Genomic DNA, 15792 nt, shown 5'->3' on the forward strand with positions numbered 1-15792 from the left:
ATGGCAGCGGCGGCACTTTTAAAAGTGCCGCCGCTGCCATTTTATACTTTAAAGCAGTTGCTATACTTGCTTTAGATAACGCTCCATTGGCTTAAACTGGTTGTGCTCATCCAGCAAAAAGCTGAGTGGCTGCTGCGGGTTTTGCAGGATCTGCTGCTCGCGTATATTCCAGGGCTTTAGCATTTCCTCCAGCATGTGTGCGTAGGCTGGCATCTCCCAAGGGTTAAATATTTCATTTGTTACGTCGTCTATCAGCGTATCCAGCACCAGGTAGTCGTCTTCTGGTTTTACGGGACGTATAAAGTACTCTGGCACCACGTTAAAAATGTAAGCCGCATAGAAAACACGCGCTTTAAACTCCGCCAGCTGAATAGGGTGCAACTGCTTTTCCTCCGCTACCTGGTACAGCCTGCCAAGCGCTTTCTTAATGATGCCGTTATCAAGCAACGTGCACACAATGGCAACTGAGCCAAGCTTAATGCTGAAGCACATGGTGGTCAGCTCATCCTGAAACTCAAAAGGAAGACTGTCTTCTGTGGGACTCACCTGCAGCAGAAACAGCGAGCAAGGTAGAAAGCCATCAAACACCATCGGCACCCGCAGCGACTGCAGCACCTGATAGAATGAGCGGAATTTGCCCAGCATCTTCGGGTCTTCGCTTACCGCGTATTCCGGCATCACCAGCGGATTGGTCTCCTTAATCAACTCTGTTACCAAAGAGCCATAGTACATTTTGCCTATCCACTGAAAAAGGCGCTGGGGCGGAAGTGCCTGCAAACCTTCCATGCCTTTTGCGGCAGCCTGTTCCACCTCGTGCTCCAGAGGAAGCAGGTAATGTGTATGGCAACGGTCGCAGCAGGGGATGCTGAGTTGGCTGAATGTGGTGACGCTTTTATCGAGCAGCAGGAGCTCTTTGTTTTGTAAGTTATACTTTTGCTGCAGCCATTCGGCAAACACAGGAGCGCGATGCTCTTTGGTTATGATAGTTCCGCACAGGAAGCAGTTGGTGTCGGTAAACTGCATTCGCTCAAACGGGTCGTATAGTGTCAGGTCGATCATACTTAATTTCGGTTCTACCACACAAAGATACAGAAGCCTGAGCGACTTCCGAAAAGACTGCCTTCCAGAAGCCGAAAAGGCTGCTGGCAAAGTATAAATTTTTTTATTAAAACCGCCTTTATAAAGCTGCAGCGCAGGTATTTGCACGTTTTAAAAGTATGGTAGATAACATAGGTTGAATAACAGCAGGAATAATGGTTACTTTGCAGTTCATGCAGCTCTTCATCACATCTCTTAATTCCGGAAGCAACGGCAACTGCTATTACATCGGCAACCATCGCGAGGCAGTGCTGGTGGACGCGGGTATTTCGTGCCGGGAAACCGAAAAGCGCATGAGCCGACTGGGACTTTCGATGAGCAAGGTGAAAGCTGTTTTTGTATCGCATGAGCACGCTGACCACATAAAAGGAGTGCCTGTGCTGGCCCGTAAGTATAAGCTGCCGGTTTATATTACGCCGGATACGCTCCAGAATTCCAGGTTGGATTTTACTGGTGTGCAGGTGATACCTTTTCAGGCGCATGAGCAGGTGCAGGTAGGTAACTTAAGCGTTACGGCTTTTCCGAAGTACCACGATGCCCGAGACCCGCACAGTTTTATAGTTTCTGGCCAAAAGGTGCGTGTAGGCGTTTTTACGGATATCGGTGTGCCTTGCCACCATGTTATCGAGCACTTTCAGCAATGCCACGCTGTTTTTCTGGAAGCAAATTATGATGAGGCAATGCTGGACAAAGGCCGTTACCCGTATTACCTCAAAAACCGCATCCGGGGAGGCAAAGGGCATTTATCCAATAGGCAGGCACTGAGCCTTTTTACTGCTTATAAGCCACCGTTTATGAGCCACCTGCTGCTCTCGCACCTTTCTAAAGACAACAACTGCCCTAAATTGGTGAAAAACCTTTTTACGCTGCATGCCGACGGCACTGAGGTGGTGGTAGCCTCTCGTTTTGAGGAGACACCAGTTTATACTATCACCAACAAACCTTTGCCCGTAAGCCCTATAGGTATTCAGACCAGCCTGTTTGATGCCATTGCATAGTAGCGATTTGTATCAGTAAAATTTTTACGTGTTATTGCTACTTTACACTTTTAAAATTCATCCATACTCAAAAAGTTATCCTTATCTGAGGAGGTTCGTTAGCATGAATAGCTCGTGCAAGGTATGTGCTTTGTATGGCAGCATGTATAGTTCAAACTAAACTTTAAAAGTGAAATGAAGGCAACATTACTGACATTATTGCTGGCTGTTACTATGTTTGGCGCGCAAGCCCAGACGCAGCAGAAAGCCACATCCTCTGAAGCACAAATTAAAGCGGCCTTGCTTGCGGCACCCGCCGATAATCGCGACGGTGCCGCCGTGTACGGCTATGACGCCGATGGCAAGTTTGTACTACTGCGCAAAGGCAGCAACGAAATGATCTGCCTGGCCGATGACCCGATGCAGGAAGGTATATCAGTGTCCTGTTACCACAAAGATCTGGAGCCTTTTATGGCCAGAGGCCGCGAATTGAGAAAAGCAGGGAAAAGCTCAGAGGAAATTTTTGCGACCAGGGAGCAGGAGGCGAAAAGCGGCAAAATGAAAATGCCGAAGCAGCCCACTACCTTGTTTGTTTATACTGCCTCAGCAGAAGATTTTAATGCCGCTACTGGCGATGTGAAAAACGGCTATCTGCGTTACGTGGTTTATATTCCGTACGCCACTTCTGAAAGCACGGGCCTGCCCCTAAAACCTAACGCACCAGCCATGCCCTGGATCATGTATCCGGGCACGCACGGAGCCCACATCATGATAAACCCGCCACGTAACTAACTGCACCTTTTTCTGATACTGGAGTTAAAGTATGGCAACGTTTATACTTTAAGAAACTCAGCATAAAGCAGAACGGAGTGGATAGTTTATACTTTGCGAAGGTGCTATATCTGCTGCCGTACATATTGCTAAAGAAAAAAGGGTAGGCGCAATATACGCGCCTACCCTTTTTATACTTTTAATCTATTCTAATTAAAGCTTCTTCAGGCCTTTTAAGTCCTGTTTGCTGCCTTCTTTAATGCTAACAGCTACACCGCCACCTGGTGCTAAATACTGCTTCAGCACGCTTTTAGAGTTAACTCTAACCTTACGGATTTCGTATTTCTGCGGGTTTTTGTTCCAGCTGGCATCTTTTGCATCGGCATAGATAGTGGCAATGTATTCTTTGCCTTTAGGCAGGTAATCGAAGCGGATAGTGGCTGTGCGGGAGTTCTCGTCTGTAACACCGCCAATGTACCACTCATTCTTGCCTTTTGCCTTACGGGCTATGGTTACATAATCGCCCGGCTCAGCTTCCTGCACCCACGTATCGTCCCAATCCAGGGCTACATCTTTGATAAACTGGAAAGCATCCGGGAAGCGCTCGTAGTTCTCTGGCAGGTCGGCTGCCATTTGCAGCGGGCTGTACATAGTAACGTAGTAAGCCAGTTGCTTCACCAGCGTTGTGTTAACGCGCTGGTTGCTGCCTGTGCCGTAGTAAGAAAGGTCTGTCTGGAAGATACCTGGCGTATAGTCCATCGGGCCTCCCATCAGGCGGGTAAATGGCAGAATGGTTGTATGGTCAGGGGCAAGGCCACCCATCGACTCGAACTCAGTTCCGCGGGCAGACTCCTGCGCAATCCAGTTCGGGTAGGTGCGGTGCACGCCTGTCGGGCGAACTGCCTCGTGGCTGTTAATCATGATTTTATACTTGGCGGCCGTCTCAGCCACATGAATGTAGTGGTTTACCATCCACTGCCCGTCATGGTGCTCACCGCGCGGAATAATTTTGCCTACATAACCGGTCTTTACCGAGTTATAGCCGTGGTCTTCCATAAACTGGAAGGCCTCGTGCAGGCGTCTTTCGTAGTTGGTAGCAGAGCCGGAAGTCTCGTGGTGCATCATTAGTTTTACGCCTTTATCTGCGGCATACTTCTGAAGCTCTTTCTCGTCGAAATCAGGGTAAGATGTCACAAAATCGAATACGTTCTCTTTCCAGTTACCAAACCAGTCTTCCCAGCCAATGTTCCAGCCCTCTACCAGTACAGCATCAAAACCGTGCTTGGCGGCAAAATCGATGCGGTTTTTCACGTTTTCAGTGTTGGCGCCGTGGCGGTTGTTTGGCGTTAGTTCAGTAAAGTCATCGCTCAGTTTTACGTTAGTCTCAGTACCATAGGCCCAGGTGCTTTTACCGGCCACAAAATACTCCCACCATACACCGATATACTTTACCGGCTTTATCCAGGACACGTCCTCATACTTGGTAGGCTCGTTCAGGTTAAGTATAAGTCTCGACTCCAGAATATCAGTCGCTTTATCGCTCACCACAATCGTGCGCCAAGGCGTATGGGCATCTGTCTGCAAATAACCTTTGTTGCCAACTGCGTCCGGCGTCAGGTGCGAGCTCATTTTAAAGTTCTTCGGGTTCACGTTCAGGTGCATGGCCGGGTAATTTACCAGCGCAGCCTCGTGTATGTTGATGTACAGACCATCCGAAGATTTCATCATAGACGGCGTTTGCACAGACAGCGTATCGATTGGGTGCTGCGCGTGCACATCGTGTGTAGCTTTTTCGATCAGCGACGGAATCTCTGAGATCTGCGAGGTAGTGTAGGCATATTCGTTTGTGTCATAATCGCCTCTGATCCAGAAGATTTTATGATCGCCGTTGAGGTTAAACTCCGAGTGCTCCTCTTCGATGATGAAGTAGCTTAGCTCCGGCTGCTCCGGAAACTCATAACGGAAACCAAGTCCGTCGTTAAACAAACGGAAGCGAACAAGCATCTGACGGCCTTTCTGGTCTTTCTGAGCCAGGGTTACCAGCAACTCGTTGTAGTTGTTACGAATGGTTTTCTGCTCGCCCATAATAGGCTCCCAGGTATCGTTTACCGATGTCTGCTTTGTGTCGGCAACAGTAAAACCCTCCATAAAAGAAGGAACATCCTGCGTGGCTATTCCCAGTTTACTCTGCTTAATTACCGGCTTCTTTTTGTAAGTGAGTTGGTAAGTAGGCTCTCCCTTGGCCGTAAGCTCAAACTTCATTGTAAAGTTCTTATCCGGGGAGGTAATTGTCTGCGCATTTACCATGGTGGTAAAGGTGCAGAGAAACAGGAGGAGAAACATCCTGCGCACGCTGCGGCCAGCTTGCCTGCTGCGTCTTTGGGTTTGTTTAAGGTTCATGTTATACTTATTGGTCATTAATTATTTAATAGATTGTGGTTCTCTGGTTTATACTTTGTTTTGCGCCTGCGTCTCTCTGGTGCACCGCAAATATCGGAAAATTTATACTTCCTCTTGCGCGCCACCATCTTGTGTAAGGGCGGCAGGTTGAGTGCCATATTAACTGTAATAGCGCTGCAACGTGAATTTTATCCCGCTAGGGAGCATATAAAATTGAAAAGCTAGTATTGAGTTGTTTGGCAGCGCCAGAATGCCAAGGCCAAAGCCAGCTTAAAACAGGAAAATAGCCTTAGTAGTTAATTGTTTACATAAAGTAGGCTGTTCGTTTACCTGCAGGAGAACTTTGTGGTTGATGGAGGCATACGCGAAAATATGTAGTATCTTTGCAGCCTTAAAAACAAAGCATATGATTTCAGTAGACGCGGTTGCAGTGGAGTTTAACGGGGCAGCTCTTTTCAGCAATGTTACTTTTAACATCAACGAGAATGATCGAATTGCCCTGATGGGAAAAAATGGGGCGGGAAAATCTACCCTGCTGAAGATAATTGCAGGTGTAAACAAACCAACCCGCGGCAAAGTATCGGCTCCCAAAGAGGCTGTTATCGCATATCTGCCGCAGCACCTGCTCACCACCGACGATTGCACCGTGTTCGAGGAGGCTTCCAAGGCATTCGCCAAGATCCTGGAGATGAAAAAGCAGATGGAGTATTTGAACTCTGAGCTGGAAACACGCACCGACTATGAGTCTGAAGAATACTATGCCATTATTGAGCAGGTGTCTGAGCTGAGCGAAAAGTACTACTCCGTAGAGGAAATAAACTATGATGCAGAGGTAGAAAAGACCTTAAAAGGGTTAGGCTTTTCCAGAGAAGATCTTACCCGCCCCACCAAAGAATTCAGCGGGGGCTGGCGCATGCGTATTGAGCTTGCTAAAATACTGCTGCAGCAACCGGACCTGATCCTGCTGGACGAGCCTACCAACCACCTGGATATTGAGTCTATTCAGTGGCTGGAGGATTTTCTGGTGAACAACGCCAAAGCCGTTATTGTGATCTCGCACGATAAAACCTTTGTTGATAACATCACCAACCGCACCATAGAAGTAACAATGGGGCGCATTTACGATTATAAAGTTAACTATAGCCAATACCTGCAGCTGCGCAAAGAGCGGCGCGAGCAACAGCAGAAGCAGTTTGAGGACCAGCAAAAGGAGATTGCTGAAATCACTGCCTTTATAGAGCGCTTCAAGGGCACTTACTCTAAAACACTGCAGGTGCAGTCGCGGGTAAAAATGCTGGAAAAGATGGAGATTATTGAGGTAGACGAAGTGGATACTTCTGCGCTTAACCTTAAGTTTCCGCCGGCGCCACGCTCTGGCAATTACCCTGTTATTGTGGAGGGGCTTACTAAAAAGTATGGCGATTACACTGTATTTCAGGATGCCTCGCTTACCATTAACCGTGGCGAAAAAGTGGCTTTTGTAGGCAAGAACGGCGAAGGTAAATCCACGCTGATAAAGGCTATCATGGGCGAGCTGGAGTATGAAGGCAACCTGCAACTGGGGCACAACAGCATGATCGGGTATTTTGCCCAGAACCAGGCTTCGCTGTTGGATGAGAGCCTAACCGTATTCCAAACGATCGACGAGATTGCCGTTGGCGATGTGCGCACCAGGGTAAAAGACTTGCTGGGAGCCTTTATGTTTAGTGGCGAAACGGTAGAGAAGAAGGTGAAAGTACTCTCGGGTGGCGAAAAAACGCGTTTGGCCATGATCAAGCTATTGCTGCAGCCGGTTAACCTCCTGATACTGGATGAGCCTACCAACCACCTGGATATCAAAACAAAAGATATCCTGAAGGACGCGCTCAAAGCGTTTGACGGCACCATCATACTTGTCTCTCATGACCGCGACTTTCTGGATGGCCTGGCGACTAAAGTGTTCGAGTTTGGCAACAAGCGTATTCGGGAGCATTTCGAGGACATTAATGGCTTCCTGAGAAATAAGAAGCTGGAGAACCTGCGGGAAATTGAGAGAACTGCCGTAAAAAACTAAAGAGCCGCAAAGTATAATCTTACTTTTTTGTGTTGATATGTTGCGGATCAACTTGAAATAATATTATTCTGAAAGAAGCTCCATACTTCTGCTCTGCCAGGAACAGAAGTATGGAGCTTCTTCATTTATAGCCGAATATGGTGGTTAGCTATTTGCCCGGCTCATGCACGTCAGACTCCTCCACCTCGTGCTCCTCCATTTTGCTTTCGGCCCACTCCAGGTCATCTTCGTCAGCCTGCAATCCTTCCTGGTCTGCTCCATGGGTTGTGTCATATTCCAGCTCAACCAGCATTGGGAAGTGATCAGAGCCAAAGTATGGAAGCCTTTTTAACGAAACCAGCGTAAAGTGCTCACTATGGAACAGGTGGTCTAAGGGCCAACGGGCAAGCCAATAGTCTGCATGAAACGTGTTAAACATGCCCCGGCCAATTCTAGGGTCTAATAAGCCGCTCGTTTTCCTGAACAAGCGAGTGGTAGCCGACCAGGCAACATCGTTCAAATCACCGGTTACGATGATGGGGCAGTCCTCGTCAGACACACTTTTAGCAACAACCAAAAGCTCCGCATCGCGCTCCGAGGAGGCAAGGTTCTCAGTAGGGCTGGGTGGTGCCGGGTGCAAAAAGTGAATTCGGATTTTGATGTAGGAGTCCAAAATTACCAGCGCGTGCATAGAAGGAACATCCGGCTCCACCAAAAACTGAATGGCAGTATCCTCCAAAGGCAGCTTAGAGTATACATGCATGCCATACTTGTTATCCAACGGGCACTTCATGGTATGCTGGTACTCCTTTTCGATGATGCTTAACTTTTCCTGCCACCAATGGTCTGTTTCCAGCGTTACCAGCACATCTGGCTGGTGCTTGATTACCAAATCCAAAAGCCCCTGATAATTGCGGTTGGGTGTCAGTACGTTGGCAGTCATAATCTTAATGCGGCTGCCTGTGCGCTGCTGATTGCGGGTTTGCTTTACTTCCACCGGAAACAGCCGTGTGTAAGGCAAAATCCAGACGGCGTGGTAGCAAAAGCAGGTAAAGGCCACAGCAGCTAAAACCCACGAGCTCTGTTCCGGAAAACCCAGGGCAACGGTGTCGGCCACAAGTATAAATAGCGCCAAAATCAAAAACTGGAGCCGTGGAAAGTCAAATGCCCGAACCCACCAGGCATCATGCCGCCAAAGCGGTAAAACGGTAATTATGGCAAGTATACACGTTAGTGCAACCAATATTTCGTATATCATCGGCTGTTACCTTCAATAAAGTCTTTGCGCAAATTTAGTTTAACTTAGAGATGATACGTTGCAGCGGCAGGAGAGGAGATTATTATAAGTGAAAATGCAGCTATGATTTCGATAGTAAAAATATGTAAAGTATAAGTGTTTGATTTTACAGCTTTTAAGTTGTAGAAAATTTTAAACTGCTATCCCTGGAATAAGTATAAATGAGCAATTAACTAAAGTAGTCTGCTACTGCTACGCACTCCTCGTGGCCGCGATTTCTTTATTCTTTAGAATCAAAGTTAAAAACAGGCTGAGATAATATTTGCCAGTAAGATGAGAGATTAAAGAACAAATTAACTGATTTATACTTATAACCTACTAAATACAAAACCAAGATATGGAAACAGTAAAAGCAACAGCAGAGGGAGCAATTCCAATTAAAGCGAGCGAGGTGAAAGCGTTCGGCACAGAAGCCGCCGAAGCACCTTTGGAACAACTAAATATTCAGAGAAGAAGCCCTACGCCGCACGATGTGGAGATAGAGATACTGTATTGCGGTGTTTGTCACTCTGACCTGCATACAGCCAGAAACGAGTGGCATAGCACGGTTTATCCTTGTGTGCCCGGTCACGAGATTGTAGGGAAAGTCACCAGGGTTGGCGATCATGTCACGAAGTTTAAAGCAGGCGATCTTGCAGCTGTTGGCTGTATGGTAGATAGCTGCCGTGAATGCGACTACTGCAACGAAGGCCTGGAGCAGTATTGCCAGGAGGGAAACACCGGTACCTATAACTCACCTGACACGCACCTGGGTGGGCATACCTTTGGCGGATATTCAGAAAGCATAGTGGTAAATGAAGGGTTTGTCCTGAGGGTGCCTGATAACCTTGATCTTGCTGCCACTGCGCCGCTGCTATGCGCCGGCGTCACAACTTACTCACCACTGAAAAAATGGAATGTGGGCCCCGGCCAAAAAGTGGGAGTAGTTGGTTTAGGCGGCCTAGGGCATATGGCTGTGAAATTGGCAAAGGCTATGGGGGCAGATGTGATTGTGTTTACTACTTCCCCTTCCAAAGTAGAAGACGCGAAACGGCTGGGCGCGGACGATGTGGTGCTGTCGAAAGATGCAGAGCAGATGGCAAAGTATACAGGCAAACTCCACTTTGTTCTGGACGCAGTTTCGGCACAACACGACATCAACGCTTACCTGCGTTTGTTACGAGTCGACGGTTCATTGGTGTTAGTGGGTGCTCCGGAACAACCGCTCCCGGTGGCTGCGTTCAGTCTTATTCCTTTCCGGAGAAGCTTTGCAGGGTCGCTAATAGGTGGCATTGCAGAGACGCAGGAAATGCTCGATTTCTGCGGCAAGCATAACATTGTTTCAGATATTGAAATGATCGAGATTCAGCAAATAAATGAAGCCTATGAGCGTCTGTTAAAAGGCGATGTAAAGTATAGATTTGTTATTGATATGGCATCACTGAAAAATAAAAAAGACTAGTAAGTGCTCAGGTCTTGCTTCATGTATATTAGCTGGAGAGTATAGCATTTTAATACTTCTGCAACAAAGCCGCTTCAGGAAAAACTGGAGCGGCTTTGTGCTTTATTTACTTCAAGGACACAATGCAACCAGTTATACTTACTAAGTATAAAAAACGGCAAGTTATACTTTATTACCACTCCTTTTACTCATCTAAATAAAGCTGCACAAGTATAGGAAAATGATCTGAGCCAAATTTAGGCAATCGCTCCATTTCCAGCACCTGAAACTCCTCCGAAACATACACATGATCAAGCGGGTAACGGAACATGATATTCTTTGCGCCGAAGGAGTTGTAAAGGCCTCTGCCCACTCTCACGTCCCGAAGCCGGCTTTGCGAATTGAACATACGGGAGGTGCGTGACCAGGCTACATCATTAAAGTCGCCGGCCACCACAGTAGGTTTGCCGGTTTGGCTGACCATCTTGCTTACCTTAAGTAACGCCACTTCTTTGCCGCCTACGTTATCGGGGTATTTACTTGGCTTGGGAGGGACCGGGTGCATGGCGTGAAGTATAAATTCTTTACCGTTTGGCAGTACAACGTTGGTGTGGATGGATGGAACTGTTTGGTGCTTCAGAAACATAATCTCTGTTTCTTTCAGAGGGAGTTTAGAGTAGAGCACCATGCCGTAGGTATTATCCAGCGGGTAGGAAACTACATTTGCATATTTTTTACGTAGCGGACTGAGCTGATTTACCCACCATTGGTCTGTTTCCATAGCCAGCACCAGGTCCGGGTCTGCCTGCTGTACGAGTTGCAGAAACTGTTTTGCTTGCCGGTTTTTCATCCAAACGTTGGCCACCATCAGGCTGAAAGTATGGTTTTTCTGTTCTGCTGAGAGCTCAGCAGTTTTTACCTCTTTATCAACCAAAACAGTATAGGGTAAAATATAAGTGGACTGAACGACTATAGCACTCACTATCCCCACCACAAAGGCAATAGATGGGAACTGCCACTTTTTGTTGAAGGGTATGAACAGGATCAGGCATATAATTAACCCTACCAAAACCTGTACCCTCGGGAAATCAAGCGCTTTTATGTACCAGTATGGCAGGTCATACAGCAGGGAGAGCATAGTTGCTAGTATGAGTAGCGTGCCTACAACCAATGTAACGTAATAGATAACTTTTTTTGCGGTTTTCATGCTATGCTTTAGTACAGCGGAAATGATGTTAGGGTTGTAGGTGAGCCCACAGAAGAGTGATTATAGATAGGTAGCGGAGAAGGCCGATTTGTGAAGTATAACGTTAAAGTATAAAGTAAGAAAAGGAGTAATTTCTGAAACAAAAGAAGCCGTTCCAGTTTTAACTAAAGTGGCTTTTATAGCCTTATATTTTGAAACTTAATCAAAGTGCAAGTAAATACCTGAAGCGGGAATAAGTTAAATTTTATTTAAGTGTATAAACAAAAGGATATCAGGAATAAACTTTATTTACTGGAAAATTAAATCAATAATGAGTACCAGATCAGGAGATCAGCAAAAGAAGCAGCGGCAAAAAGAGTTCAAGGAAAAAAAGTCACACCAAGAGGCTCTTAAAGCTGCGGCAAGAAAAGCCAAACGCGATTCATCTAAAGACGGAGAAGAAATTGATAAGATACCCAAGAGCTAAGTTTAAGCAGGAAGTTATATTTTTTGCAACTTTGTATCTTATCGCCTTATCTCAAGTTACAAACCATGGAAAATAATAAAATAGTAAAATACATTGAAGAGGTTTTAGAAAATATGCCCGATGACTGGTTGAAACTAACAACTCATCGACTGGATATTTATGATGAAAGTTTAGCCAAAACCCAATTTCTTGAGCAGTTCGAAAAACTCTTCGAAGACCATAATTCTGAAACGTCAGCGCTCAGCGAGTTACCCACTGCTTTTGATTATATTCGATTGGGGCACCCTTTATCTTCAGTGCTGGAGTGGGCGATTGCCAAGTTAAATAACCTAAAGCCGGAGGGTGTCATAAGTTTCTCATCCAAGACGGTTCCTATTCTGGCCATTCTAAGAAAAAACTTGCTAGACCATAAGCACACCCAAATTGCTTATTCCGGTGAGCTGCCGGATGCCTTTGATGCCGAAGTTTTAAGGAATGTTTACGGTTATAAATTCGAATTAAATCAGGTTGAGAAAGTAGAAGATATTGCTGACTTCAATGGCAGCACTGTTTTCGTTTCACAGCAGGATAAAATTGGTCATGCCGACCTTGACTCTAAAATTGATTTTTATATCAGTATTCACCCACACCTTGGAAGTATACTATTGGTGAATGGTGAACAGAATGAAAGCTACATCTCTGAAATCCAGCACGTAAGAAGGCGAGAAACAATCGCTATGACACCAGTCAATTGTTTTGTTGCCTTGCAGCAGTTGATTGGTAAATCTTCTTCAGATAATGAGAAGAGTAACTTTGAGAGAAACAAAGCGCTTGTCTTAGCTGAAATCAAAAAAATAACCGGCACAGAAACAGATGCGCTGCTGGGCTCCTCCGGACTTTCTATTCAGTATGCCATCATGATGGGCCTCGTGCACGATGCTTTGGAAAAGCACAAAGGCAAAGACATCAAGCTCGTGGTTCCTCCAAATTGTTATGGCGGTACAAATGACCAGGCAAGGCGGGTAGCTGCTTGCATAGCGAATGTCGAAGTAGTGGATTTACTGGTTGACGGTGACAACGACATGGTTCAAAGTATAGATACTGTGCTGGAGGAAATTGCCCATCAAGATGCTATTCCCTACATTATCGCTGAGATACCAACAAACCCAAGAGTTGAAGTTCCGGACCTGTTAAAGCTGAAGGAGGCTTTAAGCATGGTGCGTAAAACTGCAACTGGCGAAGCAGCAATTGACCCGGTTTTTATACTTGATCAGACATTCTGCCCCAATGTACAATTTCTGAGCGAAGACGGAGTTTTTTCAGGCATCAGGACCATTTCATACGTTAGCGGATCTAAGTTCCCGAGCGGAGGGAAAAGTACTGCCGGTTATTGTGTGGCCAATACAAAAGCAGCAGACTTGCTGCAAAAAATAGAAAAGCATCTCATACTTTGCGACAACAAGGCTACAGCACTTCAGACCGAAATATTGGCTCAGCAGCTGCCCTCCATGAACCGAAGGATAGCAGCTGCCTATAAGAACACACGTGAATTTGTAAACTTTATCAAAGATGCCTTACCGGAGGCGAAAATCAATTTTGTTTCAGAAGAATTGGCTCAGGAAGGTTTCACTCCATCCGTGTTTTCACTGGACCTTCCTACCAAAGGAAAAACTGACCAGGAAAGGGAGGCTTACAAAAGAGAACTGAACAATAAATTGATCAACATGATGATCAAGGAAATACCTCAGGAAAGCAAGTACTGTGTGAGCTACGGACAGCTAAAGGGTTGCTACTGGACAATACCCGCAACCTCCACGCAAGGCACAACAAAAGAAGACGACAAAGATTACATTGCCCGCGTAGCCCTGTCTCCTGACATGGATCTGGAACTCCATAAAGAAATCTTTTTGGAGTTTGTGAAACAGCTTTAATGTTGGTTGTTGTGGTGTTTAATTTTCTGGGGTGTTATAATTAACGAGTTCTCTACTTTGCTTATATAACAAAAGAAAGAACCTAGAAAGACAAGATAAACAGGTGCAATTATAATAATAGAAGCACGAGTGTCTCTACCCAAATAGAAGCGGCCTTCAGTAAACTGAAGGCCGCTTCTATTTGGGTAGATGTCGGAATAATAAAGCCATTATTTCAAAATCTAGCGTAGAATTGAGAGTATTAAAATGGGTAAATATAAGCCATAAATGCATTGTATTCAAGGTTTATCAAGGAACAAGGCCAGGTGCTGTATGACGGTTTTCTTCTCCAGACCTCCAGCCAAAGCACCTGTCGTTACACCTACTGTACTGATGAAGGCTGCCAAACGCAACTTGTCAGAAAGCCCTACCATAGGCTTATCCAGTGTGGGCCAGGTACTGATGAGCCCTTCTGGGAAAACATAGAGCTCAATGATCATCATAAGGCCACCTATCATTAGAAATAGCCCTATGCAGGCTAAGAGAATGCTGAGGAAGATGACTACATTGGCTATTGCTTGATGCTCTGTCAGCACGTTCTTTTCCTTTCTGGGTAGAAACAGAGACTGGATCTTAATCAGGTAAAAGGAAGCCCCCAATATACTGGCAGCTGCAAAGAAAGCCGCAGTTCTGTTTTCCATGTTGAGCCCTACATCCCAAATCTCTGCCGTGAATATTAGCAGGAGGCTAGGAGCCACCGCTGCTGTGGCCAACCTCGGCAACGATAAAGGAAGCAAGATCGCCCAATTACGCAACAACGGGCTAAAAACTGCATTTAAGTGTTTAGTAGCCATAATCATGTGAAATATGAGGTTTTCCAGACTGGTACCTCCATGAAGCTCTCTTTCTGGCAGTTGTTTCACTTTTTCTTTAAGCAGCAAGCGTTCCTGATCATTAAATCGGGAATGCGACGTTCTTCTCTCACGGAAAGAGAAGGGAGCCATCACGCCTCTTTTTCCAACTGCTGTATGAGGTAGGCCGCTAATGTGGCCAAGCAAGTGTAACAGAAGCGTGGCAGCATTAACTCGAACTGCCTCAGCCTCTAGGGTACGAACAGGTTTACCTCTGGGTGTTGTGGTTAGTCGTTGAGTAGAAATTACGGTAGTATATGTAATGGGAGAGGCGAGCCCGGCTTCGATCTTGTCTTTGCGGGAAATTAAAGTGACATCAGTAATTACCACCACGATGTCGTAAGGCCCCTCAGCCATTCGCATGGTAGCGGCATCTAAGAAATCTGAAGGTTCTCTCGTCTTGTCAGTCGTCAAGGCTATCGGTTCCACCAAATGGAATGACCACGGTATTTGGGTGGCTAAACTCATCTCCGGCTGTACATCAAGTATCAGCTGTTTCAGGAAAGGCTGCATACCCTCGGGTGTAACAGCAGGGCTGTAGGCAAGGAGTACGCCTACATGCATTTCTGCGTCTGGTCTTTTCCCTTGGGCATCCTTTAGTTCATCCCAAAAGCGCTTAGAGGATGTAAGACCTCTTACGAAAGTAGCTGTAGTTGCGACACGGCTAAGTCGCAACACCCTAATAGCCCTTAGTAGCCGAAATGCACGGAAGGCAGGAATAAAAAGAGCCAGTATTGTCAGCCAGTTCTTTTTAGCATAATTTAATTTGTCAGCAGAGAGCACCAACTTTATCGCAAACTCCAGCACAAACAGAAGCCATATCAGCGTAACCAGTCTTGATTGAAAGGTAGATAAGCCCTGTGCCAGCTCCATAATAAATAAGTACAGCCACAGAATTGAGAGCAAGAACATAGGGCCTTCCAGCCAGGCCTCCAGCATGTAAAGCATGCGAAATCTTTTTTGCCGAGTGTTCTCTGAGGTCATACTGTTTTTGGCATGGTAAATAGAAGTGCAGCTGCTGCTAAAGGTTTTGCTCAAAATTTGAATGCTCAATTTTGTTCCTGCTATACCTATTGATAGAGTACTTTGTTTGGATAAACCTAATTGCAACGTCACAGATTTGGTTTAATCTATACAATGTCATGATCCTGACAAATATTAATTGGCTGCATAATAAGATGCAGGTGCTGCTAAATCCGAAAGAGTAAAAACTGTGGTTTTTTGATGAGCGGGAGTGTAATATTCGATTCGTGCTCAAACCTTGCCTCAGTGAGGAGATAAAGTTCTATCCTGTGTATCCGCCCGTTAACGCTCTAACTCATGA

General features: G+C 45.9%; 11 protein-coding genes. 6 read left to right on the forward strand and 5 right to left on the reverse strand.

The features are described from left to right. Positions 1 to 60: 60 nt before the first annotated feature. Positions 61 to 1059, reverse strand: coding sequence for a hypothetical protein (locus tag Q1B04_RS13245; protein ID WP_299759498.1), 999 nt, complete (start codon positions 1057 to 1059; stop codon positions 61 to 63). 212 nt (positions 1060 to 1271) lie between these two features. On the opposite strand from Q1B04_RS13245, the gene Q1B04_RS13250 reads away from it, so the two are divergent. Both Q1B04_RS13250 and Q1B04_RS13255 read left to right on the forward strand, forming a co-directional pair. Next, positions 1272 to 2096: an MBL fold metallo-hydrolase gene (locus Q1B04_RS13250; RefSeq protein ID WP_299759500.1), complete on the forward strand. Its 825-nt coding sequence runs from the start codon at positions 1272 to 1274 to the stop codon at positions 2094 to 2096. A 213-nt stretch (positions 2097 to 2309) separates the two neighbouring features. Beyond that, positions 2310 to 2867 (forward strand): hypothetical protein, encoded by a 558-nt coding sequence (locus Q1B04_RS13255; protein WP_299759766.1) that lies wholly within the window; start codon positions 2310 to 2312, stop codon positions 2865 to 2867. A 192-nt stretch (positions 2868 to 3059) separates the two neighbouring features. Here the strand turns inward: Q1B04_RS13255 and Q1B04_RS13260 are convergent, their stop codons facing one another. Next, complete coding sequence (locus Q1B04_RS13260) at positions 3060 to 5153, reverse strand: glycoside hydrolase family 97 protein (RefSeq protein WP_299759767.1); 2094 nt, start codon at positions 5151 to 5153, stop codon at positions 3060 to 3062. 499 nt (positions 5154 to 5652) lie between these two features. Between Q1B04_RS13260 and Q1B04_RS13265 the strand changes: the two genes are divergently transcribed. Continuing rightward, positions 5653 to 7299: an ABC-F family ATP-binding cassette domain-containing protein gene (locus Q1B04_RS13265; protein ID WP_299759502.1), complete on the forward strand. Its 1647-nt coding sequence runs from the start codon at positions 5653 to 5655 to the stop codon at positions 7297 to 7299. Between the two features lie 148 nt (positions 7300 to 7447). Here Q1B04_RS13265 and Q1B04_RS13270 read toward each other — a convergent pair whose 3' ends face one another. Then, a complete protein-coding gene (locus Q1B04_RS13270) occupies positions 7448 to 8536 on the reverse strand; it encodes an endonuclease/exonuclease/phosphatase family protein (RefSeq protein WP_299759504.1) in 1089 nt (362 codons plus the stop codon). A gap of 376 nt (positions 8537 to 8912) precedes the next feature. On the opposite strand from Q1B04_RS13270, the gene Q1B04_RS13275 reads away from it, so the two are divergent. Continuing rightward, positions 8913 to 10016 carry an NAD(P)-dependent alcohol dehydrogenase gene (locus Q1B04_RS13275; RefSeq protein ID WP_299759506.1) on the forward strand — a complete coding sequence of 368 codons (1104 nt, stop codon included), beginning with the start codon at positions 8913 to 8915 and terminating at the stop codon, positions 10014 to 10016. Positions 10017 to 10200: 184 nt separating this feature from the next. On the opposite strand, the gene Q1B04_RS13280 is transcribed toward Q1B04_RS13275, so the two are convergent. Beyond that, on the reverse strand, positions 10201 to 11202 hold the full coding sequence (locus tag Q1B04_RS13280) for an endonuclease/exonuclease/phosphatase family protein (protein WP_299759508.1): 1002 nt from the start codon (positions 11200 to 11202) through the stop codon (positions 10201 to 10203). Between the two features lie 310 nt (positions 11203 to 11512). Here Q1B04_RS13280 and Q1B04_RS13285 point away from each other — a divergent pair, with 310 nt between their 5' ends. Further along, the gene (locus Q1B04_RS13285) at positions 11513 to 11668 is read left to right on the forward strand and encodes a hypothetical protein (RefSeq protein WP_299759510.1); all 156 of its coding nucleotides are present in this window, start codon (positions 11513 to 11515) and stop codon (positions 11666 to 11668) included. Between the two features lie 65 nt (positions 11669 to 11733). After that, positions 11734 to 13578, forward strand: a complete 1845-nt coding sequence (locus Q1B04_RS13290) for a PLP-dependent transferase (protein WP_299759512.1) — start codon at positions 11734 to 11736, stop codon at positions 13576 to 13578. Positions 13579 to 13856: 278 nt separating this feature from the next. Here Q1B04_RS13290 and Q1B04_RS13295 read toward each other — a convergent pair whose 3' ends face one another. After that, positions 13857 to 15584: a hypothetical protein gene (locus Q1B04_RS13295; RefSeq protein WP_299759514.1), complete on the reverse strand. Its 1728-nt coding sequence runs from the start codon at positions 15582 to 15584 to the stop codon at positions 13857 to 13859. Between the last annotated feature and the right edge of the window lie 208 nt (positions 15585 to 15792).

Source organism: uncultured Pontibacter sp. (assembly GCF_947495565.1).
GTDB lineage: Bacteria > Bacteroidota > Bacteroidia > Cytophagales > Hymenobacteraceae > Pontibacter.

Bases quoted from the DNA above. Each gene is read 5' to 3' on its own strand.
- Q1B04_RS13245 (WP_299759498.1), bottom strand. From the start codon at position 1,059: ATGATCGACCTGACACTATACGACCCGTTTGAGCGAATGCAGTTTACC.
- Q1B04_RS13250 (WP_299759500.1), top strand. From the start codon at position 1,272: ATGCAGCTCTTCATCACATCTCTTAATTCCGGAAGCAACGGCAACTGC.
- Q1B04_RS13255 (WP_299759766.1), top strand. From the start codon at position 2,310: ATGTTTGGCGCGCAAGCCCAGACGCAGCAGAAAGCCACATCCTCTGAA.
- Q1B04_RS13260 (WP_299759767.1), bottom strand. From the start codon at position 5,153: ATGGTAAATGCGCAGACAATTACCTCCCCGGATAAGAACTTTACAATG.
- Q1B04_RS13265 (WP_299759502.1), top strand. From the start codon at position 5,653: ATGATTTCAGTAGACGCGGTTGCAGTGGAGTTTAACGGGGCAGCTCTT.
- Q1B04_RS13270 (WP_299759504.1), bottom strand. From the start codon at position 8,536: ATGATATACGAAATATTGGTTGCACTAACGTGTATACTTGCCATAATT.
- Q1B04_RS13275 (WP_299759506.1), top strand. From the start codon at position 8,913: ATGGAAACAGTAAAAGCAACAGCAGAGGGAGCAATTCCAATTAAAGCG.
- Q1B04_RS13280 (WP_299759508.1), bottom strand. From the start codon at position 11,202: ATGAAAACCGCAAAAAAAGTTATCTATTACGTTACATTGGTTGTAGGC.
- Q1B04_RS13285 (WP_299759510.1), top strand. From the start codon at position 11,513: ATGAGTACCAGATCAGGAGATCAGCAAAAGAAGCAGCGGCAAAAAGAG.
- Q1B04_RS13290 (WP_299759512.1), top strand. From the start codon at position 11,734: ATGGAAAATAATAAAATAGTAAAATACATTGAAGAGGTTTTAGAAAAT.